Raw genomic sequence first — 20,395 nt, 5'->3', positions numbered from 1 at the left:
GTGCCGTCGATGCACTGCCTTGCACGATACGGGGAAGCGATCTACCTTTTCTTTAGGGCCGCTAACAACGCCGGGAGAATCGGTCCTGGCGCACTGCCGTTGAAAAAAATTCGAAGGACGGCAGGGCGGCACGACGACGCCGGAGCACGCGATTGCGGCTGGCTCCGGCGAGTGACATGCAGCGAGGCGGCCTGTGGCGCTTGCGATTGCCCTGATCCTGATCGTCATGCTGGCGGTGGGGTTTCACTTTGCCAGTCCGTGGTGGATCACGCCGATTGCATCGAACTGGGTGCGCATGGACGACATGCTGACGATCACGCTCGTCATTACCGGCGTGTTGTTCGTCGCAATCAACCTGTTCATCGCGATCGCACTGGTGCGCTACCGCCATCGCAGCGGGCATCGCGCGGCCTACGAGCCGCACAACCGGCGGCTCGAATGGTGGCTGATCGGCCTGACCGCTGTCGGCGTGGCGGCGTTGCTGGCGCCCGGTCTCTTCGTCTACGCGGACTATGTCCGGCCGCCGCGCAACGTGCTGCAGATGGAGGTGCTCGGCCAGCAATGGCAATGGCGCTTCCGCTTCGCCGGGCCCGGCGGCAAGCTGGGCACGACGGACGTGCGCTTCATCGGCAACGACAACCCGTTCGGGCTGAACCCGGCCGATCCCGACGGCCGCGACAACTACCTGATCGAGACGCCCGAGGTGCACCTGCCGCTCAACCGGCCGATCCAGGTCCTGACGCGATCGCGCGACGTGCTGCACGACTTCTATGTCCCGCCGTTCCGGGCGCGCATGAACATGGTGCCCGGCATGGTGACCACCTTCTGGTTCACGCCGACCAAGGCAGGGCGCTACGACATCCTGTGCGCGCAGCTCTGCGGCATCGGGCACTCGAACATGCGTGGCGTGGTGGTGGTGGAAGACGAAGCGTCGTTCGCGCACTGGCTGGCGCAGCAGGCCACGTTCGCGCAGCGGCAGCAGGCGCGGGTGCAGGCAGCGCCGGCCGCCGCCGGCGGCAGCGCGCAGGCGCTTGCCGACCTCGGCAAGACGCTCGCGGCGGCCAAGGGCTGCGTCGCGTGCCATACCGTGGACGGCAGCCCGCGCGTGGGTCCGACCTGGAAGGGCCTGTACGGCAAGACCGAAACGATGGCCGACGGCAGCACCGCGAAGGTGGATGAAGCCTATCTGCGCGCGTTCATCCGCGACCCGACGGCCCGCGTCGTGAAGGGCTTCTCGCCGATCATGCCGCACTTCGACCTGAGCGACCAGGAACTGGCCGCGCTGGTGGCCTATATCAAGGCGCAAGGCGGGCCGCCCGCCAACACCGCGGCCCAGCCCTGATGGAGCAGACGTCATGTCCTACGCACACAGCGACCACCTCCCGCACAGCTTCTGGACGCGTTATGTCTGGAGCCAGGACCACAAGGTCATCGCGGTGCAGTATGCGCTGACGGCCATCGCCATCGGCCTGGTCGGCCTCGTGTTGTCGGACCTGATGCGGCTGCAGCTCGGGTTTCCGGGCAAGTTCGACTTCATCGATGCCAACCACTACTACCAGTTCGTCACCATGCACGGGATGATCATGGTGATCTACCTGCTGACGGCGCTGTTCCTGGGCGGCTTCGGCAACTACCTGATTCCGCTGATGCTCGGCGCGCGCGACATGGTGTTCCCGTTTCTCAACATGTTGAGCTACTGGGTCTACCTGCTGGCCGTGCTGGTGCTGCTCGCGAGCTTCTTCGTGCCGGGCGGGCCGACCGGCGCGGGCTGGACGCTGTATCCGCCGCAGGCGATCCTGCCCGGCACGCCGGGCGTCGAGTGGGGCATCGTGCTGATGCTCGTGTCGCTGGCGATCTTCATCGTCGCGGCAACCATGGGGGGCCTGAACTACGTGACCACCACGCTGCAGGCACGCACGCACGGCATGACGCTGATGCGCATGCCGCTCACGGTATGGGGCATCTTCATCGCGACCATCATGGCGCTGCTGGCGTTTCCGGCGCTGTTCGTGTCGGCGGTGATGATGCTGCTCGACCGGACGCTCGGCACCAGTTTCTTCGTACCGGCCGTGGTGTCGATGGGGCAGACGCTCAGGCACGCCGGCGGCAGCCCGCTGCTGTTCCAGCACCTGTTCTGGTTCTTCGGGCATCCGGAGGTCTACATCGTCGCGTTGCCGGCCTTCGGCATCGCGTCGGATCTCATCAGCACGCACGCGCGCAAGAGCATCTTCGGCTACCGGATGATGGTGTGGGCGATCGTGATCATCGGCGCGTTGAGCTTCGTGGTATGGGCGCACCACATGTTCATCGCCGGCATGAATCCGTATTTCGGCTTCTTCTTCGCGACCACGACGCTGATCATCGCGGTGCCGACCGCCCTCAAGGTCTACAACTGGGTGCTGACGCTGTGGCGCGGCGACATCCACCTGACCGTGCCGATGCTGTTCGCCATCGGCTTCATCAGCACGTTCGTGCTGGGCGGGCTGACCGGGCTCTACCTCGGCAATGTGAGCGTCGACATTCCGCTGTCGAACACGTACTTCGTGGTCGCGCACTTCCATATGGTGATGGCCGTGTCGCCGATCCTGGTGGTGTTCGGCGGCCTCTACCACTGGTATCCGAAGGTGACGGGCCGCATGCTCGACGACACGCTCGGGCGCGCGCACTTCTGGATCACCTTCGTCGGGACCTATGCGATCTACTTCCCGATGCACTATCTCGGCATCCTGGGCATGCCGCGACGGTATTACGCGTATCAGGGCTACAGCTTCATCCCGCATTCGGCGCAGACGCTCAACACCTTCATCACCATCGTTGCGCTGGTCGTCGCGGCGGCGCAGCTGCTGTTCCTGTTCAACCTGGCGTGGAGCCTCGTGCGCGGCAAGCGAGCCGACGGCAATCCGTGGCGCGCTACCACGCTGGAGTGGCAGACGCCGCAAACGCCGCCCGCGCACGGTAACTGGGGCGCCGCGCTGCCCGTGGTTTACCGCGGGGCATACGAATACAGCCCGCCGGGGCAGGGGGAAGACTTCGTCCCGCAAAATCTGCCGCCGCCCGCGGCGTCGCCCGAACCGGCCCACCCGACGCTTCAACCCGGCGAGGCGCGCGAATGACCACGCTGCCGCGCCCCCTCGTTCCCGATCCGCGACCTGGCGTGCAGAATGCGGGCCGTGTCGGCCTGATCGTCTTCATGGCGGTCGCCACGACGTTGTTTTCGCTGCTGCTGCTCGCCTATGCGATGCGCATGCGCGAACCCGACTGGCAGCCGGTTCCGCATCCGGCGCTGCTGGGGTGGAACACTGTGGCGCTGGCACTGGCGAGCGTCGCCATGCAGCGTGCCCGGCAGCCTGCTCCGCATCGCATCGCGTGGCTGGTGTGCGGCGGCGTGCTGGCGGCCGTATTCGTGGCCGGGCAACTGACCGTCTGGCGCATGCTGTCGGCGGCCGGGCAGACCGTCATCGTCAATCCGTCCGACAGCTTCCTGTATCTGCTGACCGGCCTGCACGGGCTGCATGTGCTGGGCGGGCTGGCGGCATGGGCCATGACGCTCTCGATGCTCCGGCACGCCGACCCGTTCCGGGTCCAGCGCGCCGTCGCGCTATGCGCCCTCTACTGGCATTTCCTGCTGGCCGTCTGGCTCGTGCTGCTGGCGGCGATGTGGTGGCTGACCCCAGCGATCGTCGCCGCCCTCTGCGGGCCGTCGTATGGAGCCGCGCCGTGACCTCGCCCCCGCTCCCCACCGAATCCGCGCCGCCGCCGCCGGATGACGCCGGGCCTGACGGCTGGCGCGGCATCGTCACCGACTGGTCGGCCGACCGCGAAGCCTTCAAGGTGCCGTGGGGCAAGGCGATGATGTGGATCTTCCTGCTGTCGGATACCTTCGTCTTCAGCAGCTTCCTGATCGGCTACATGACGGTGCGCATGTCGACCACGGCGCCGTGGCCCGACACGTCGAAGGTATTCGGGCTCACGGTGGGCGGCCTGGATGTGCCGTTGCTGCTGATCGCCATCATGACGTTCATCCTGATCACGAGCAGCGGCACCATGGCGATGGCCGTCAACTTCGGCTACCGGCGCAACGCGAGGCGCGCCGGCGCGCTGCTGCTCGCGACCGCGCTGCTGGGCGCGGCCTTCGTGTCGATGCAGGCCCTCGAATGGACCAAGCTGATCGTCCACGAAGGCATCCGGCCGTGGGGCAATCCGCTGGGCGCCGCGCAGTTCGGCGCGTGCTTCTTCGCCATCACCGGGTTTCACGGCTTTCACGTGACCTGCGGCGTGATCTACCTGCTGCTGGTCGCGCGCAAGATCCTGCAGCCGGGGTTCAGCGAGCACGGCAACTTCCAGATCGTCGAGATCGCCGGCCTGTACTGGCACTTCGTCGACCTCGTATGGGTGTTCATCTTCGCGCTGTTCTATTTGTGGTGAGGCAGGCCATGGACCATCCAGATTCCGCCGGTCGACCCGGTGCCGCGCACAGCCAGCAGCATCCGATCGGCCTCTACGTGAAGATCTGGGGCCTGCTGTTCCTGCTGAGCACGATGTCCTACCTGGTCGATTACTTCCGTGTGCAGGGCGTGCTGCGCTGGGTGCTGATCGTCGTGCTCATGATCGCCAAGGCCGGGCTGATCGTGTCGATCTTCATGCACATGATGTGGGAGCGGCTGGCGCTGGTGTACGCGATCCTGATTCCGCCGCTGTGCCTGCTGGTGCTCATGGTGCTGATGGCCGCCGAAGCGCATCACACGTTCGGCATGCGGGAACTCTTCTTCCGCTGATTCCCCTGGCGGCCTTTCGCCGGCCGCCTGCCCATGACGTCCGCAGGGTCGTCATGGAAAACTGTATGAATATACAGTATAGTACCCGTCGAACTCGAGCCGCACAGGTGCAACCCTTGCGGCACGTGCGCCGCGCCTGCGGGTATCCGCCGCAGCGTTCCGGCACCGTGAATTCCGGCTAACTCATTCAGACGGGCAGGCAAATTGTCATCCAGCAATCTGATCCGCATTCGCGGAGCACGTCAGCACAACCTCAAGAATCTCGATCTCGACCTGCGCACCGGCGAAATGACGGTCGTCACCGGCCCGTCGGGCTCCGGCAAGTCGAGTCTCGTGTTCGACACGCTGTACGCGGAAGGGCAGCGGCGCTATGTCGAAACCTTCAGCGCGTACGCGCGCCAGTTCCTCGACCGGATGGACCGCCCGCAGGTCGAGCGCGTCGACGGCGTGCCGCCCGCGATCGCGATCGACCAGACCAACCCGGTGCGCAGTTCGCGCTCGACGGTCGGCACGATGACCGAGCTGAACGACCACCTGAAGCTGCTGTACGCGCGCGCGGCCGAGCTGTTCGACCGCCAGACCGCGCGCCAGGTGCGGCACGACACGCCGGAGACGATCTACGCGGATCTCGTCGCACGCACGCGAGCCGGCGATCCGCGCGTCGTCGTCACGTTTCCGGTCGAGTTGCCGGAAGCGGTGTCCGACGAGGAAATCGCGCAGTGGCTGTCCGCGAGCGGGTACACGCGCGTGCAGGCGCAGCGCGAAGTCGCGTCGCCCACCGGGCCGCGCAAGGTGCTCGACGTGGTGGCCGACCGCTTCCGCGTGCAGCAGGCCGACAAGGTGCGCGTGGTCGAGGCGATCGAGGCGTCGCTGAAGCGCGGCGGCGGCCGCGTGAACGTGTACGTGCTGGCGCCGGAGGCGGAAAACGCGATCGCCGAGCCGTTGATCTGGCGCTTCTCCACCGGGCTCCACGATCCCGACAGCGACCTGCGCTACGCGGAGCCGCAGGCGGCGCTGTTCTCGTTCAACTCGGCGTACGGCGCGTGCGAAACCTGCCGCGGCTTCGGCCGCGTGATCGGCGTCGATCTCGGCCTCGTGATTCCGGACGCGCGCAAGACGCTGCGCGGCGGCGCGATCAAGCCGATGCAGACGCCCGCATGGAAAGAGTGCCAGGACGACCTGATGCGCTACGCGGCGAAGGCCGGCATCCGGCGCGACGTGGCGTGGTCCGAGCTGACGGCCGCCGAGCGCGACTGGGTCGTCAACGGCTCGCCGGACTGGAACGGCAAGTGGCAGAGCCAGTGGTACGGCGTGAAGCGCTTCTTCGGCTACCTCGAATCGAAAGCGTACAAGATGCACATTCGCGTGCTGCTGTCGAAATACCGCAGCTACACGCCGTGTGACGTATGCGGCGGCGCGCGCCTGAAGACGGAATCGCTGCAATGGCGGCTCGGCTCGAAAGAGAACGCCGACGCCGTGCTCGCGCCGGCCGAGCGCTTCATGCCGCGCGGCGTCGAGTGGAGCCGCGCGCAGCTCGAAGCGTTGCCGGGCCTGACCGTGCACGACCTGATGCTGCTGCCGATCGAGCGCATCCGGCGCTTTTTCGACGGCATCAGCCTGCCGAGTGCGCTGCTCGACGATGCGCTGAAGCTGCTGCTCGCCGAAGTGCGCACGCGCCTGAAGTACCTGTGCGACGTGGGGCTCGGCTACCTGACGCTCGACCGGCAGAGCCGCACGCTGTCGGGCGGCGAGGTGCAGCGGATCAACCTGACGACGGCGCTCGGCACGTCGCTGACCAAAACCCTGTTCGTCCTCGACGAACCGAGCATCGGGCTTCATCCGCGCGACCTGACGCGGATCGTCGAGGCGATGCAGCGGCTGCGCGACGCGGGCAATACGCTGGTCGTCGTCGAGCACGATCCGTCGGTGATGCTGGCGGCCGACCGGCTGATCGACATGGGGCCCGGCCCGGGCGAGCGCGGCGGCACGATCGTCTACGACGGCACGCCGTCCGACATCCGTTCGGCGCACACGCTGACGGGCGAGTACCTGGGCGGCCGCAAGCAGGTCGCGCATGCGTCGAACTGGGCGCGCCGCGTCGTCGACGCGAATACGCCGCGCATCGTGCTCGAAGGCGCGAGCGAACACAACCTGCGCGACGTGACGGTCGAGATTCCGCTGCAGCGGCTCGTGTGCGTGACGGGCGTGTCGGGTTCCGGCAAATCGACGCTGCTGCAGGACGTGCTGTATCCGGCGATGGCGCGGCACCACGGCAAGGCGACCGAGTCGCCGGGCGCGTACCGCAGCCTCACGGGCGCCGACCAGATCGGCGACGTCGTGTTCGTCGACCAGTCGCCGATCGGCAAGACCACGCGCTCGAACCCGGCGAGCTACGTCGGCGCGTTCGACGAGATCCGCAAGCTGTTCGCGAAGGCGCCGCTCGCGCTGCAGCGCGGCTACGGCGCCGGCACGTTCAGCTTCAACTCGGGCGACGGCCGTTGCCCGACCTGCGGCGGCTCGGGCTTCGAGCACATCGAGATGCAGTTCCTGAGCGACGTATACCTGCGCTGCCCGGACTGCGACGGCAGCCGCTACCGCGCCGAGATCCTCGAAGTGCGCATCGAGCGCGACGGCCGCGCGCTGAACATCGCCGACGTGCTCGACCTGACCGTCAGCGAAGCGGCCGCGTTCTTCGCGACCGACGGCGAGGTGCTGCGCGTGCTGCAGCCGATCGTCGACGTCGGCCTCGAATACGTGAAGCTCGGCCAGCCGGTGCCGACGCTGTCGGGCGGCGAGGCGCAGCGCCTGAAGCTTGCCGGCTTCCTCGCCGAATCCGCGGCGGCGGCCAACGGGCGCCGGGTCGCGACGGAAGAGGCGCGCATCGCTCGCGCGAAGCTGTTCATGTTCGACGAGCCGACCACCGGGCTGCACTTCGACGACATCGCGAAGCTGATGCAGGCGTTCAGCAAGCTGCTCGCGGCCGGCCATTCGCTGATCGTGATCGAGCACAACCTCGACGTGATCCGCGCGGCCGACTGGCTGATCGATCTCGGTCCGGAAGGCGGCGACGGCGGCGGCCTCGTGCTGTGCGCGGGCACGCCCGACGACGTGAAGGCCTGCGCCGGATCGCATACGGGCGTGGCGCTGCTGCAGTACGACCGCGCGATGGATGCCGAAGCGGCGCGCGCCGACGAAGGCGTGCCGCTGCAGGCCGTGGTGAACGCGGCGCGCGCGCGCCGTGCGATCGAGGGCGAGGACGTCGTGCGGATCGTCAACGCGCGCGAGCACAACCTGAAGGCGCTCGACGTCGATATCCCGCACGGCAAGTTCAACGTGATCACCGGCGTGTCGGGGTCCGGCAAGTCGACGCTCGCGTTCGACATCCTGTTCCACGAAGGCCAGCGCCGCTACCTCGAATCGTTGAACGCATATGCGCGCTCGATCGTGCAGCCGGCCGGCCGCCCCGAGGTCGATGCGGTGTACGGCATTCCGCCGACCGTCGCGATCGAGCAGCGGCTGTCGCGCGGCGGGCGCAAGAGTACGGTCGCGACCACGTCCGAAGTGTGGCACTTCCTGCGGCTGCTGTATGTGAAGCTCGGCCTGCAGCATTGCATCCACGACGGTACGCCGGTCACGTCGCAGTCGGTCGAATCGATCGCCGCGCAGTTGCTGCGCGACCATCGCGGCGAACACGTCGGGCTGCTCGCGCCGCTCGTCGTGAACCGCAAGGGCGTGTACACGGATCTCGCGAAGTGGGCGAAGGCGCGCGGCAGCACGCATCTGCGCGTCGATGGCGAGTTCGTGCCGGTCGATCCGTGGCCGAAGCTCGACCGCTTCCGCGAGCATACGATCGAGCTGCCGGTCGCCGATCTCGTCGTGTCGCCGGACAACGAGGCCGAGTTGCGGCGCAGGCTCGACGAGACGCTCGAACTCGGCAAGGGCGTGATGCACCTGCTCGCGCCGCTCGACGGGCTGCACGATGCGATGCAGGGCGAACGGTCGACCGCGCGCGTCGGCACGGTCAAGGTGCTGTCGGTCAAGCGTGCGTGCCCGGTGTGCGGCACGAGCTATCCGGAACTGGACCCGCGGATGTTCTCGTACAACAGCAAGCACGGCTGGTGCACGACCTGCGTCGGCACCGGCGTCACGCTCACGCGCGAACAGCGCGCCGCGTACGACGACACGGTGCTTGCCGAGGACGGCCGCGGCCGCGAGCAAACCTTGCCGTCGGACGAGCAGGAACCGGAAGGCGTCGGCAACGAGCCGTGCCCGGATTGCCACGGCACGCGACTGAACCCGTCCGCGCGCGCGGTCACGTTCGATGCGCATCCGATCGTCGAGGTCGCGCAGTGGACGGTATCGGATACGCGCCGCTGGATCGACGCGCTCGAACTTACCGGGCGCGATGCGCAGATCGCACGCGACATCGTCAGCGAGATCGGCAGCCGCCTCGCGTTTCTCGAGGAAGTCGGGCTCGGCTACCTGAGCCTCGACCGCGCGGCGCCGAGCCTGTCGGGCGGCGAAGCGCAGCGCATCCGGCTCGCCGCGCAGCTCGGCAGCAACTTGCAGGGCGTCTGCTACGTGCTCGACGAGCCGACGATTGGCCTGCATCCACGCGACAACCAGATCCTGCTGGACGCGCTGCGCAAGCTCGGCGACAAGGGCAACACGCTCGTTGTCGTCGAGCATGACGAGGACACGATCCGCCGCGCCGATCACATCATCGACGTCGGCCCGGGCGCCGGCAAGCGCGGCGGCACGCTGGTCGCCGAGGGCGCGGTCGCCGATCTGGCCGCCCAGCCGGATTCGGTGACGGGGCGCTTGCTCGCGCAGCCGATGCTGCACCCGCTGCAGCCGCGCCGCAGCGTGAGCCTGCCGGGCAGGAAGGACGGTGAGGCGGTGCCGGAAGCGTGGCTGACCGTGCACGGCGCACGGCTGCACAACCTGCGCGACGTCACGGTCGGCATTCCGCTCGCGCGGCTCGTCGCGGTGACGGGCGTCAGCGGCTCGGGCAAGTCGACGCTCGCGCGCGACGTGCTGATGACCAACCTGCTCGACGCGGTCGGCCGCTCGGTGCTGTCGTCGCCGGCCACGCGGCGCGCGCGCAAGGCCGCGCAGCAGGACGCGCCGGCGGCCAACCGCCGTTCGAGCGTGCTCGCGCGCAGCGCGCCGCGGCCGTCGCTGAACGTCACGCATGCGTGGCAGGGCTGCGAGTCGCTGAGTGGCTGGGAGCAGATCGATCGCGTGCTCGAGGTCGACCAGACGCCGATCGGCAAGACGCCGCGTTCGTGTCCGGCCACCTATATCGGCGTGTGGGACACGATCCGCAAGCTGTTCGCGGATACGCTGGAAGCGCGCGCACGCGGCTACACGGCGTCGCGGTTCTCGTTCAATACCGGCGACGGGCGCTGCCCCGCGTGCGAAGGGCAAGGCGTGCGCACGATCGGCATGAGCTTCCTGCCCGACGTGAAGGTGCCGTGCGACGTGTGCCACGGGCAGCGCTTCAACCCGGAGACGCTCGCCGTCACGTGGCGCGGCCGGAACATCGGCGACGTGCTGACGATGGAGATCGACGAGGCTGTGGAGTTCTTCGCGCCGATCTCGAACATCGCGCATCCGCTGCAGCTGATGAAGGATGTCGGGCTCGGCTACCTGACGCTCGGCCAACCGTCGCCGACGTTGTCCGGCGGCGAGGCGCAGCGTATCAAGCTAGTCACCGAGCTGACGAAGGTGCGCGACGACATCACGCGGCGCGGGCAGAAGGCGCCGCACACGCTGTACGTGCTCGACGAACCGACGGTCGGCCTGCACATGGCGGACGTCGCGAAGCTGATCCGCGTGCTGCACCGGCTCGTCGATGCGGGGCATAGCGTCGTCGTGATCGAGCACGATCTCGACGTGATCGCGGAAGCCGACTGGATCATCGATCTCGGGCCGGAAGGCGGTGTGGGCGGCGGCACGATCGTCGCGGCGGCGCCGCCCGAAGCGCTCGTGAAGGTGAGCGCGAGCCATACGGGGCAGGCGTTGAAGCCGGTGCTGGCGCGTACGGGTTCGGATGAGGGTGAAGCCGAGCGCGAGGGACAAGCACGCGTCGGTTGAGCGCGCGGTTTCGTCCCGTCAACGGCCGCGGTGTCTGGCGAGACACCGCGGCTGTTTTATTTCGTCTAGCAGTGTTCGGTCAGGCGGCCGGTGCGACGGACGCGCCCGTGATGCCGTGCCGACGCAGCGAATCGGCGACGAAGCCCGACACCTTCATTTCCTCGACGAATGCGTTCAGCTCCGCTGCGGCAGCTTCGCCGCGGCTTTTCGGCACGCCCATCGCCTGCCGGATCACCATGAAGCGCTCGTCGAGCAGGCGCAGGCCGGTCGTTTTCGCGGCGTCGGCCTCGAGTTGCTGCTTCACGCCGGCGGCGACTTCCAGCGACTGCTCGAGAAACGTCGGCACGACGGCTGGCGACGTCGGCGCGCGCACGATCTGTGCGGATTTCAGCTCACGCGTAAGGAACAGGTCGTACGCGCTGCCCTTGCCGACGGCCACGCGGTTGTGCGGCTGGTCGACGTCGTCGTTGGTGCGGATCGGCGAAGCGTCGGGCACGAGATAGAAGCCTTCGATCAGCACATACGGGGCGGTGAACGCGACTGTTTCGCCGCGCAGCGGATCGATTGCGAAGAAGCCGAAATCGGCGCGCTCCTCGGTCAGCGCCTGCACCGATTTGCCGGCGGCGTCGAATACGACGAGCTCCAGTTCGGCCGACAGGCGCTCGGCGAACGCGCGCGCGAGGTCGATCGACACGCCGAACGGTTCGTCGGTCGCCGGATCGCGGTTCGCGAGGATCGGGTTGCCGAGGTTGATCGACGCGCGGAGCTTGCCGGTGGGCGTGAATGCGGAGACGACGGACGGGGCGACGGGCATGACGGGCTCTCGTTGGGGACGTGGGCGGGCGGATGCGATTGCGTAACGCCCCGCAGCTTATCACCGGGTTCGGGCCGGCGTGCCGCGGACGAGGCGCTGCATGCATCAGCCCGGCATCCCGTCATGATCGCCGAGCGGCCTGTCGGGCCAGTCGACCCAGCGGTCCGCGCGGGTCAGTGCATGCGCTTCGTCGTGAACGGGCGGGGATGGCATTGAGGAAATCGATGTCGTCTACGGAAACGTAAAATCGTCATCGATCGAACGAGTTGTGACTTTTTTTCCCGGGCAATCAAAGCGGGGAAAATTTGGATTCGGCTCCGGGATTTGTATATGCTTGTGGAGCTAAAAAAACGACAGTTCTTCCAGAGGCGCTAAAAATATGAATCTGCACACAGCGGGACTGATTGCACGGGGAATCTTTGTCGTTGTCGGGTATGCGGCGCTGACACGTAACGCTCGCCGGGAACGGGAGCCTATCGCAGTCAGCGCGTTCGAACAGCGCATGATGGATATGGCCAAAGCCGTCGGGCAGGTCGTGTTGTTTTTCGTTGCGTTCAGTATGGTTGTTGAACTGGGCACGTTTGTCCTTTCATCGCTGCACGGCAAATAGGGCTTTGCTCAGTCGAGTAGCCAGCCGACGAATGGTCGTATTTCGTTTCTTTGGTGATTGCAGCGCATATCCTGGTTCGATTGGCTGACGGATATGTGTCGAACAAGTCGGCGTGACTCGCAGCGCCGCTTTTGAATTTGTGCGTCCTGACGACGTAGCGTTCCGACGTGAGGTTCGTCGAACTCACCGGCTGGCATTGCTCCCTGGTTCCTTCGTTCCGAAGTAGATCGCAAGTGTGTAGCGATCTCTACACACTTGCAGCGCTTGTGACGGATGGCTATGCTGCCGTCATGAACGCCGCCTTCACTACCTGGCTCCTGCTGATCGTCAGTCTGCCGACCTCCGGCGCGACGGCACGGATGCGCATCTGGCGTGCCGTCAAGGCACTCGGCTGTGGCGCATTACGCGACGGCGCATATCTGTTGCCGGCGCATGCCGATCAGGCGGCGCAGTTGCGCGATCTGGCCGACGAGGCACGTAACGGCGACGGGCAAGCGTGGTTGTTGCAGGTCCGTTCGGAAAATCCGTCCGACGAGGACGCGTACCGGGCGCTGTTCGATCGCGCCGAGGAATACGTCGACTGGCTCGCCGAGCTTTCGGAGGACCGCAAGACACTGCCCGAGCTCGCCGCAGCCGATCTCAATCGCCTGCAACGTCGCCACGCTCGCACGTATGACGCCATCCGCAGTATCGATTTCTTTCCCGGCGAAACCTCGCTGCGCGCAAGTGCGCAATGGCGGGATTTCACCGCCGCCATCGAAGCGCTTCGATCTCCCGGCGAGCCGCGTGCTGCCCGGGGCGGCATTCCACGCCGCGACACGGCTCGATATCAAGGCAGGTTGTGGGCGACGCGGCGGCACCTGTGGGTCGATCGCGTCGCCAGCGCATGGCTGATCCAGCGCTTCATCGATCCGCATGCACGCTTTGTCTGGCTGGACAACATCGCGGAATGTCCCGTTGATGCTGTCGGCTTCGATTTCGACGGCGCCTCGTTCACGCATGTGGGCGATCGCGTTTCATTCGAAGTCCTGATCGCCAGCTTCGGGCTGGACGACAACGAGGGACTCGTCCGGTTGGGTGCGATGGTGCATGCGCTGGACGTGGGCGGGTCGACCGTGCCGGAAGCCGGTGGATTCGAAGCCATTCTGGCCGGTGCCCGCAAGCGCCTTGTCGGCGACGACGCCTTGCTGGCGGAGATCGGGACCGTACTCGATTCGCTGTACGCCCATTTTCGCGGCAACCGGAAATCGTAACCCCGCTGCTCGGCCATCCTATGAACCCACATCGCGATCGCCCTGCCTATACGCTGTGGCAACTGATCATGTACTTCGCGTGGCTTGGCACGACGGGCTTCGGCGGCCCGGTTGCGCTCGCCGGCTACATGCATCGAGACCTCGTCGACACACGCAAATGGATCGCCGATGCGGACTACAAGGAAGGCCTCGCGCTCGCGCAGCTCGCTCCCGGCCCGCTGGCAGCGCAATTGGCGATATATCTCGGCTATGTGCACTATCGCATTCTCGGCGCGACGATGGTCGGGATCGCGTTCGTGCTGCCGTCGTTTCTGATGGTTGTGCTGCTTGGCTACGCGTACACGCGATTCGGCGGCCTGACGTGGATGCAGTCGGTGTTCTACGGTGTCGGCGCGGCGGTGATCGGCATCATCGCGATCAGCGCACGCAAGCTGACCGCCAAGAGCATCGGTCGGGACAAGCTGCTTTGGGCGATCTATCTGGGGCTGGTTGCCGTGACGGTGATCACCGAATCGGAAGTGGCGTGGCTGTTTCTCGCAGCCGGCCTGCTCGTCTGGTTCACGCGCTCGCCGCCCAGGTGGCTTCGCCAGCGGCGCGTCGATGCGATCGTCGCATTGCCGGTATCGGCTACCGGCGCATGGCTGGGGGGCGTCGACTGGCCGCAGCTTGCGCAACTTGCCGCCTTCTTTGCCAAGGCCGGCGCCTTCGTGTTCGGCTCGGGACTGGCGATCGTACCGTTCCTCTATGGGGGCGTGGTCACGGAGCATCAGTGGCTCAACGAGAAACAGTTCGTCGACGCCGTTGCGGTCGCGATGATCACGCCGGGGCCGGTCGTCATCACGGTGGGTTTCATCGGCTACCTGGTGGCGGGCCTGCCAGGCGCATGCGTGGCGGCAGCCGGCACGTTCCTGCCGTGCTACCTGTTCACGGTATTGCCGGCTCCGTACTTCAAGAAGTACGGCAAGCTGCCGGCCATTCTGGCGTTCGTCGACGGCGTAACGGCCGCAGCCGTGGGGGCCATCACGGGTTCGGTGATCGTTCTGGCCAGACGTTCGATCGTCGATGTGCCCACCGCATTGATGGCACTTGCGACGATCGTGCTGCTGGTCAGGTTCAGGAAGCTGTCGGAACCGGTGGTCGTGGCCGGCGCCGCCGTGATTGGCTTGATCGTGTATCCGCTCTTGCATCACTGACCGTGGCGGCTGTCATGCAGTGGATGATGCGACGAGCGCCCAGGATCAACCGGGGGTTCGAGTCTGCCGGACGCGCAAGCTCTATGGATGGAAGGTTTCGCCGCGGTTCAGCATGTCGATGAATTCGCCGATCTTGCGCGCCCGCGTTTCCGGCCTTTTGGCATTCTGGATCCGAAACAGAATGGCATAGCGGTTACGGCTGTTCAGCGTTGCAAAAAACTGCTTGGCTTTCGGATGCGCGTCCAAGGCCGACTGCAGATCGTCCGGTACGGTCGAGTTGGAGGGCGATGTATACGCAGCCTTCCAGCGGCCGTCTTTCCTGGCCTTCTCGATTTCAGCCATGCCGGGTGGCCGCATTCTGCCTGCGGCGATCAGCGCTTCAGCCCTGTCCGTGTTGAGCTTGGACCAGATGCTTTTTGCGGAGCGCGGGGTGAAGCGTTGTAACCAGAATGTCTCGCTCTCGGCCCGCTTTTGACCATCGATCCAGCCATGGCAGAGCGCGCTTTCCAGCGCCTGTTCGTAGGTGACGGTTCGTTGCCCGGCGCCTTTTCTCGCCAGACGCAGCCATGCTCCGGCCGAAGTGCTGCCGTTCTGCGTCAACCAGCTTTCCCATTCGGCCTGGCTGGTAAACGTTAGCGCGCATTCGGTCATGTCGCTGTCCTGAATGGTTGGGTACAGGGTGCGGGGAGGGCGTCCGCAGTCTAACAGTGTTTATGCGGACATCAAGGTCCGTGGTGCGACTCGTGGTGAAATCGAAGGTGGGTCGTCGATGCGCGTTAAGTGTGTTGCCTCGTCACGATCGGTTGACCCATCCATAGCGGCGGTTGCCAGCCACGAGCACTCATTCCCGCTTGTTGCCGTTGGGGCGTCCGCCGTGCCCGGCGACTGTCCATTCGACTCGGCCGGATTTCCGAACACCGAGGTTCGTCAGTCAAACCTGATCAAGTCCTTGAAGATCAGGTGTCCCCAGCTTTTTCCGCGCGCGTGCACGAGCCATCCGCCTTCCGAAAGCCTGCCAAGCCGGATCGGCGCGAAACCGAGTTTTTCCGCAAGCGCACCCACGTCCGCGGCGGCATCGTCATCGTCGCTCGCCAGAAACACGACTCTCCTGCCGCCGTGGACGGCCGGGTCCTGGTCAAGGACGGCAGCGGCCAGATGGTTGAAGCCTTTCACCAGCCTGGCTCCGTTGAACGCCTTCGCGACGACGGCCGAGGACGGGAGGCCGCCCAGTTCGTCAAGCGGGGCCTGCGTGTTCATCGCGTCGATGACGGTCTTCCCCGTCCAGTCGGCCAGCGCCTTCGCGACAGCCGGGTGTGACTCGAAACGAACCGCCAGAAAGATGACGTCCGCCTTGACTGCTTCCGCCAGGGTCGTGGGAATGACAGTCGGTCCGATCGCTGCTGCATCCGGCGCAAAACTTGCCGGGGCGCGCGTGGTTGCAACGGCCACATCGATGCCGTTGCGGGCGAACGCCTTGGCAAGCGCTTGACCGATCTTGCCGAAGCCGATGATTGCGTAACTCATGTGTTCCTCCTTCGTTTCCCGGTGCGCTCAGAGCTTGTAGCCGCCGCTCGCCTCGATCGTCTGGCCGGTCACCCAATGACCGTCATCGGAAGCCAGAAACGCCACCACGGCGGCGATTTCCGCAGGCTCGCCGAAGCGCCCCAGCGCGATCTGGGCCTCGGCCGCCTTGACGAGTTCGGGATTCTCGCGAAGGGCGGCGTTCGCATCCGTTCGCGTGAAGCCCGGCGCTACCGCGTTCGCGGTGATGCCGCGCGGCCCCAGCTCGATGGCGAGCGTATGGGTCAGCGTGTTGATGGCCGCTTTCGCCATCGAGTAGACGGGCGCCGCCGTGACGGGCTTCGTCGCGGCAGCGGAAGTAATGTTGACGATGCGCCCGCCATCGGCGAGGCAATCCAGCGCGGCCTGGATGATGAAGAAGGGCGCGCGGGCGTAGACCGCCATCAGCGTGTCCCAACTCTCCGGTGTCGCGTCCTTGAAGCCGACCCAGCCGGAATTGCCGGCGTTGTTGACCAGGATGTCGAGGGCCTTGCTGCCGTTCCGCCTGGTGAACTCGTCGTCGAGTCGTTCGAACAAGGCCGGGACGCTCGCCGGATCGACGAGATCGGCATGGACGGCAAACGCGGCGCCTCCCGCTTTCTCGATGGCCGCGATGGCCTCGTCCGCGCCGGCTTTGCTGGCGTTGTAGGTCAGTGCGACTGTCGCCCCGTCGTTGGCGAGACGTTCGGCGATGGCGCGGCCAATGCCTCTTGACGCGCCGGTCACGAGTGCGGTCTTGCCCTTTAGCGATTGGGTCATGGGGTACTTCTCCTCAGAGTTGCGCCAGGCCGCCGTCGACGGCGACCTCGCTGGCGGTCATGAAGCTGCTGTCCGGCGACGCAAGAAAGGCGGCCACGGCCCCGATCTCTGCCGGATCGGCCATGCGCTGGAGCGGCGTCATCGCACCGTAGGCCTTCTGGCCCTCTTCGCCCAGCGCTTCCTTGGCCAGTTCGGTCGCCGTCGCCCCGGGCGACAGCACGTTCACGCGGATGCCGGTGCCCTTGAGGTCCTCGGCCCAAGTCCGGGCGAGGTTGCGCACGGCGGCCTTGCTCGCGCTGTAGGCCGTGAATCCGGGGGCGCCGGTGGTACCGGCGCTCGATCCGGTCAGGATGATCGAACCGCCCGGGCCCATCAGCGGCAGCGCCTTCTGGACCGTCAAGATCGTCCCCTTCACATTGGTGTCGAAGGTGTCGTCGATGTGCTCGACGGTGATCTGGCCGAGCGGAAGCGGGCTTCCCGTGCCGGCGTTGGCGAAGACGATGTCGAGGGTTCCGCGCTCCGCCTTCACCGCCGCGTAGAGCCGGTCGAGATCGGCCGGTTCGGAGACCGAGCCCTTCACCGCGCGGGCATTGGGCCCAAGGTCGGCCACCGCGGTGTCGAGCGCCGCCTGGCGGCGGCCGAAAAGGAAGACGAAAGCGCCTTCCTCGATGAAGCGTTTTGCGGCAGCGCGGCCGATGCCGGTTGCGCCACCCGTGATCACAGCGGTCTTTCCTTTCAGTCTGTTCATGTCGTGCGTCCTTCGAAACAAGAGCGGTAAACCCGATTCTGGGACGCTTGATTCATGAAGACAATTGACTGAATATCTATAGATGTCATCTACTTTTTAGATATCTATGCTGGACAACGTCACCATCAATCAGCTTCGGGCGTTCGTCGCCGTGTGTGACGAGGGGAGCTTTTCGGGGGCTGCACGCCAGTTGCGGCGTGCACAGTCGGCGATCAGCCACGCGATCAGCGCGCTCGAGAGTGCCTTCGACGTGGTGCTGTTCGAGCGCAACACGCGCAAGGCGACGCTTACGGCCGCGGGGCGCAGCCTCCTGCCCGATGCGCGCGGCGTGATCTCGCGCACCGAGGAAATGAAGATGCGTGCGGTTGCGATTGCTGAAACCGGCGTCCCGCAGGTGTCGATCGCCGTGGACACCTATTTTCCGCGTGCGCACCTGATTGCATGCCTTCGCACGCTGCAGGCGGACTTTCCGACGGTCGCGATCAATCTGCGCATGACAACCATGCAGGGCGGCGAGCGTCTGGTTCTCCAAGGCACGTGCGCGTTGGCGGTGACGATCACGGACGTGCCCGAGCTGAGCCCCGGCACCGTGGAACGGCATCATTTACTTGATGCGCAAATGGTGACCGTATGTGGGCCATTGCATCCGCTGGCCGCAATGGCGAAGCCGATTCCGCGGGAGGAATTCGGCCGGCACATCCAGCTCGTCGTCACCGACAATCAGCCCGACGCGGAAAAGACGCAGCAAGGGGTCGCCAGCGAACGCCAGTGGTGGGTGAATGATCTCGGCGCGAAGCACGACCTGCTCAGGGGGAGCCTGTGCTGGGGGCACATGCCGCGCCATATGGTCGAGGAAGACCTCGCGAAGGGAACACTCGTCGAGCTACAACGGCGCGCATGGCACATGCGGCCCCTTACGTTCATGATCTCGCAGCGGCGCGGGTACGCGTTTTCCGGATGCGAGACACGGCTGGTCGAGCTCCTCGGCAATTGTCCTTCGCAAAGGGTGCGCAGAGCGAAGTCGACATGACGTGCGGCCGCTTTCGAAGGCGGCAGGTTCGCCAGAGTGCTTACAATCAGAAAAGTGACGATGCCGATTCCGCAGCAAGTGCTTCGCCACGCCTCATGTCGGCGGCCTCGATGTCGGTGGCGCCTCGATTACCGTGCAGCAACAGGAGAACCCGATGATCAAGGTCAGTGTCATGTATCCCTACGCCGCAGGCGCGCGATTCGATCATGTCTACTATCGCGAGAGACATATGCCGATGGTGAAACAGCGGCTCGGCGCTGCGTGTCTGTACTACACGATAGACAAGGGTATCGCAGGCGGTGCGCCGGGCACCGATCCTGTTTACGTGGCCAAATGCGACTTCGTCTGCACTTCCGTCGAAGCTTTCGAGGCAGCCCGCGACCCGCACGCGCAGGAGATCATGGCCGACATCGCCAATTACACGGATATACGCCCCGTGCTGCAAATCAGTGAGGTGGTCGTGGAGCGTTCGGAAGACTGACCAAGGTTTGCATATCGCCACGCGCCGCATCCGCGTGTGGCGTATCTGAGCGGCCAGTGGCGCCAAGGTGCAAGGGCGACGAGCACCGCTTGGCCGCTGGGCGTCGTCGGATATATCCTCAAGCAGAAACCGCACGCTACGACGCTTCACGCGCCGTCACATGCTCGAGCAAATGCGCGACAAAGCGGGTGAGCTTCGGTAGCGGGCGCCGGTCGTGCCGATACACGACATGGACGGGATGCGGCTTCGGTGAATAGTCGTGCAGCACCTGCACCAACGCGCCGCTCGCCAGATCGTGGCTCACGAGGACTTCCGGTTGCAGCAGCAATCCTGCCCCTGCGATCGCGGCCATCCGCAGGCCGTTGCCGTCATTGCATGTGAACACCGATTCCGCCGAAAAGTGCGGGCTGTCGTCGTCCCCGAGCTTCCAGCCGTTGCGGCGGTTCCACACCGTGTGAGACAGGCAATGATGCGCGCCCAGATCCTGCGGCGTCTCCGGCCGTCCGTACCGGGCAAGATAGCCCGGCGACGCGCAGATCACCATGCGATACAGCGTCAACGGCTTTGCAACGAGATCGGCGTCGCCCAAGTCGCCAATGCGGATCGCCAGATCAAAGCCCTCGTCGATCAGGTCGACGTTGCGATTGCTCAGTTCCAGCTCGACTCGCACGTGCGGATACATCTGCCGGAACGTCGCGGCCAGCGGCGCGACGACGCAGGCGCCAAAGGTGATCGGCGCGCTGATTCGCAACGTACCGGACGGTGACGCGCGCAGCCGTTCGACCGACGTTTCGGCGATACGCATGTGTTCGAGCGCACGCTTGGCGTCTTCGTAAAACCCGCGGCCGGCATCGGTCAGGCTCTGGCGCCGGGTGGTGCGCTCCAGCAGGCGCGCACCGAGACGCTCCTCCAGTTCGCGCACATATTTGCCGACCATGACCGCCGAGATTTCCAGCCGCTGCGCGGCCTCGGTGAAGTTGCCGCCTTCCACGACGGCAACGAAGGTTTCCATGGCACGCAGTCGGTCCATATTGCGAACTGGGGGTTAGTAGTGTCGGAAATTAGAGCACATT

The 20,395-nt window shown here is 65.8% G+C and carries 17 protein-coding genes; 11 read left to right on the top strand and 6 right to left on the bottom strand.

What is annotated here, in order from left to right; translation table 11 throughout:
* Positions 1-193: 193 nt before the first annotated feature.
* From U5798_RS02500 to uvrA, 6 genes are all read left to right on the top strand, one after another.
* Positions 194-1,342: a c-type cytochrome gene (locus tag U5798_RS02500; protein ID WP_322081067.1), complete on the top strand. Its 1,149-nt coding sequence runs from the start codon at positions 194-196 to the stop codon at positions 1,340-1,342.
* A gap of 13 nt (positions 1,343-1,355) precedes the next feature.
* Entirely contained in the window at positions 1,356-3,113 is a 1,758-nt protein-coding gene (gene ctaD / locus U5798_RS02495) for a cytochrome c oxidase subunit I (protein WP_322081066.1), read from the top strand.
* Positions 3,110-3,721, top strand: coding sequence for a cytochrome c oxidase subunit 3 (locus tag U5798_RS02490; protein WP_322081065.1), 612 nt, complete (start codon positions 3,110-3,112; stop codon positions 3,719-3,721). The genes ctaD and U5798_RS02490 overlap by 4 nt, the downstream gene beginning before the upstream one ends.
* Entirely contained in the window at positions 3,718-4,425 is a 708-nt protein-coding gene (locus tag U5798_RS02485; RefSeq protein ID WP_322081064.1) for a heme-copper oxidase subunit III family protein, read from the top strand. The genes U5798_RS02490 and U5798_RS02485 overlap by 4 nt, the downstream gene beginning before the upstream one ends.
* An 8-nt stretch (positions 4,426-4,433) precedes the next feature.
* Positions 4,434-4,775 (top strand): cytochrome C oxidase subunit IV family protein, encoded by a 342-nt coding sequence (locus tag U5798_RS02480; protein WP_322081063.1) that lies wholly within the window; start codon positions 4,434-4,436, stop codon positions 4,773-4,775.
* Positions 4,776-4,979: 204 nt separating this feature from the next.
* Positions 4,980-10,874 (top strand): excinuclease ABC subunit UvrA, encoded by a 5,895-nt coding sequence (gene uvrA / locus U5798_RS02475; protein ID WP_322081062.1) that lies wholly within the window; start codon positions 4,980-4,982, stop codon positions 10,872-10,874.
* A 79-nt stretch (positions 10,875-10,953) separates the two neighbouring features.
* On the opposite strand, the gene U5798_RS02470 is transcribed toward uvrA, so the two are convergent.
* Complete coding sequence (locus U5798_RS02470) at positions 10,954-11,688, bottom strand: ABC transporter substrate-binding protein (RefSeq protein ID WP_322081061.1); 735 nt, start codon at positions 11,686-11,688, stop codon at positions 10,954-10,956.
* Between the two features lie 379 nt (positions 11,689-12,067).
* Here U5798_RS02470 and U5798_RS02465 point away from each other — a divergent pair, with 379 nt between their 5' ends.
* From U5798_RS02465 to U5798_RS02455, 3 genes are all read left to right on the top strand, one after another.
* Entirely contained in the window at positions 12,068-12,298 is a 231-nt protein-coding gene (locus tag U5798_RS02465; protein ID WP_322081060.1) for a hypothetical protein, read from the top strand.
* 290 nt (positions 12,299-12,588) lie between these two features.
* Positions 12,589-13,551: a chromate resistance protein ChrB domain-containing protein gene (locus U5798_RS02460; protein ID WP_322081206.1), complete on the top strand. Its 963-nt coding sequence runs from the start codon at positions 12,589-12,591 to the stop codon at positions 13,549-13,551.
* Positions 13,552-13,571: 20 nt separating this feature from the next.
* A complete protein-coding gene (locus tag U5798_RS02455) occupies positions 13,572-14,744 on the top strand; it encodes a chromate transporter (protein ID WP_124448467.1) in 1,173 nt (390 codons plus the stop codon).
* An 81-nt stretch (positions 14,745-14,825) separates the two neighbouring features.
* Here the strand turns inward: U5798_RS02455 and U5798_RS02450 are convergent, their stop codons facing one another.
* The 4 genes from U5798_RS02450 to U5798_RS02435 all read right to left on the bottom strand — a co-directional run bounded on the left by U5798_RS02450 (position 14,826) and on the right by U5798_RS02435 (position 17,811).
* Positions 14,826-15,395, bottom strand: coding sequence for a YdeI/OmpD-associated family protein (locus U5798_RS02450; protein WP_322081059.1), 570 nt, complete (start codon positions 15,393-15,395; stop codon positions 14,826-14,828).
* Between the two features lie 276 nt (positions 15,396-15,671).
* Positions 15,672-16,268 (bottom strand): NADPH-dependent F420 reductase, encoded by a 597-nt coding sequence (locus U5798_RS02445; protein ID WP_322081058.1) that lies wholly within the window; start codon positions 16,266-16,268, stop codon positions 15,672-15,674.
* Between the two features lie 27 nt (positions 16,269-16,295).
* Entirely contained in the window at positions 16,296-17,063 is a 768-nt protein-coding gene (locus tag U5798_RS02440; protein ID WP_124448461.1) for an SDR family NAD(P)-dependent oxidoreductase, read from the bottom strand.
* Positions 17,064-17,076: 13 nt separating this feature from the next.
* Positions 17,077-17,811: an SDR family oxidoreductase gene (locus U5798_RS02435; RefSeq protein WP_322081057.1), complete on the bottom strand. Its 735-nt coding sequence runs from the start codon at positions 17,809-17,811 to the stop codon at positions 17,077-17,079.
* Between the two features lie 106 nt (positions 17,812-17,917).
* On the opposite strand from U5798_RS02435, the gene U5798_RS02430 reads away from it, so the two are divergent.
* Together U5798_RS02430 and U5798_RS02425 are read left to right on the top strand one after the other, a co-directional pair.
* Positions 17,918-18,841, top strand: a complete 924-nt coding sequence (locus U5798_RS02430) for a LysR family transcriptional regulator (RefSeq protein WP_322081056.1) — start codon at positions 17,918-17,920, stop codon at positions 18,839-18,841.
* Between the two features lie 154 nt (positions 18,842-18,995).
* A complete protein-coding gene (locus U5798_RS02425) occupies positions 18,996-19,322 on the top strand; it encodes an EthD family reductase (RefSeq protein WP_124448455.1) in 327 nt (108 codons plus the stop codon).
* 136 nt (positions 19,323-19,458) lie between these two features.
* On the opposite strand, the gene U5798_RS02420 is transcribed toward U5798_RS02425, so the two are convergent.
* Positions 19,459-20,352 carry a LysR family transcriptional regulator gene (locus U5798_RS02420; RefSeq protein WP_322081055.1) on the bottom strand — a complete coding sequence of 298 codons (894 nt, stop codon included), beginning with the start codon at positions 20,350-20,352 and terminating at the stop codon, positions 19,459-19,461.
* Positions 20,353-20,395 lie beyond the last annotated feature (43 nt).

It is taken from the genome of Burkholderia sp. BCC1972, assembly GCF_905339605.1.
In the GTDB taxonomy this organism is placed as follows: Bacteria; Pseudomonadota; Gammaproteobacteria; order Burkholderiales; family Burkholderiaceae; genus Burkholderia.
This window is presented reverse-complemented; position numbering and strand designations above follow the sequence as displayed.

Excerpts from the sequence above, each read along its gene's own strand:
- ctaD (WP_322081066.1), top strand. The coding sequence starts at position 1,356 with ATGTCCTACGCACACAGCGACCACCTCCCGCACAGCTTCTGGACGCGT.
- U5798_RS02490 (WP_322081065.1), top strand. The coding sequence starts at position 3,110 with ATGACCACGCTGCCGCGCCCCCTCGTTCCCGATCCGCGACCTGGCGTG.
- U5798_RS02480 (WP_322081063.1), top strand. The coding sequence starts at position 4,434 with ATGGACCATCCAGATTCCGCCGGTCGACCCGGTGCCGCGCACAGCCAG.
- U5798_RS02470 (WP_322081061.1), bottom strand. The coding sequence starts at position 11,688 with ATGCCCGTCGCCCCGTCCGTCGTCTCCGCATTCACGCCCACCGGCAAG.
- U5798_RS02465 (WP_322081060.1), top strand. The coding sequence starts at position 12,068 with ATGAATCTGCACACAGCGGGACTGATTGCACGGGGAATCTTTGTCGTT.
- U5798_RS02460 (WP_322081206.1), top strand. The coding sequence starts at position 12,589 with ATGAACGCCGCCTTCACTACCTGGCTCCTGCTGATCGTCAGTCTGCCG.
- U5798_RS02455 (WP_124448467.1), top strand. The coding sequence starts at position 13,572 with ATGAACCCACATCGCGATCGCCCTGCCTATACGCTGTGGCAACTGATC.
- U5798_RS02450 (WP_322081059.1), bottom strand. The coding sequence starts at position 15,395 with ATGACCGAATGCGCGCTAACGTTTACCAGCCAGGCCGAATGGGAAAGC.
- U5798_RS02445 (WP_322081058.1), bottom strand. The coding sequence starts at position 16,268 with ATGAGTTACGCAATCATCGGCTTCGGCAAGATCGGTCAAGCGCTTGCC.
- U5798_RS02440 (WP_124448461.1), bottom strand. The coding sequence starts at position 17,063 with ATGACCCAATCGCTAAAGGGCAAGACCGCACTCGTGACCGGCGCGTCA.
- U5798_RS02435 (WP_322081057.1), bottom strand. The coding sequence starts at position 17,811 with ATGAACAGACTGAAAGGAAAGACCGCTGTGATCACGGGTGGCGCAACC.
- U5798_RS02430 (WP_322081056.1), top strand. The coding sequence starts at position 17,918 with ATGCTGGACAACGTCACCATCAATCAGCTTCGGGCGTTCGTCGCCGTG.
- U5798_RS02425 (WP_124448455.1), top strand. The coding sequence starts at position 18,996 with ATGATCAAGGTCAGTGTCATGTATCCCTACGCCGCAGGCGCGCGATTC.
- U5798_RS02420 (WP_322081055.1), bottom strand. The coding sequence starts at position 20,352 with ATGGACCGACTGCGTGCCATGGAAACCTTCGTTGCCGTCGTGGAAGGC.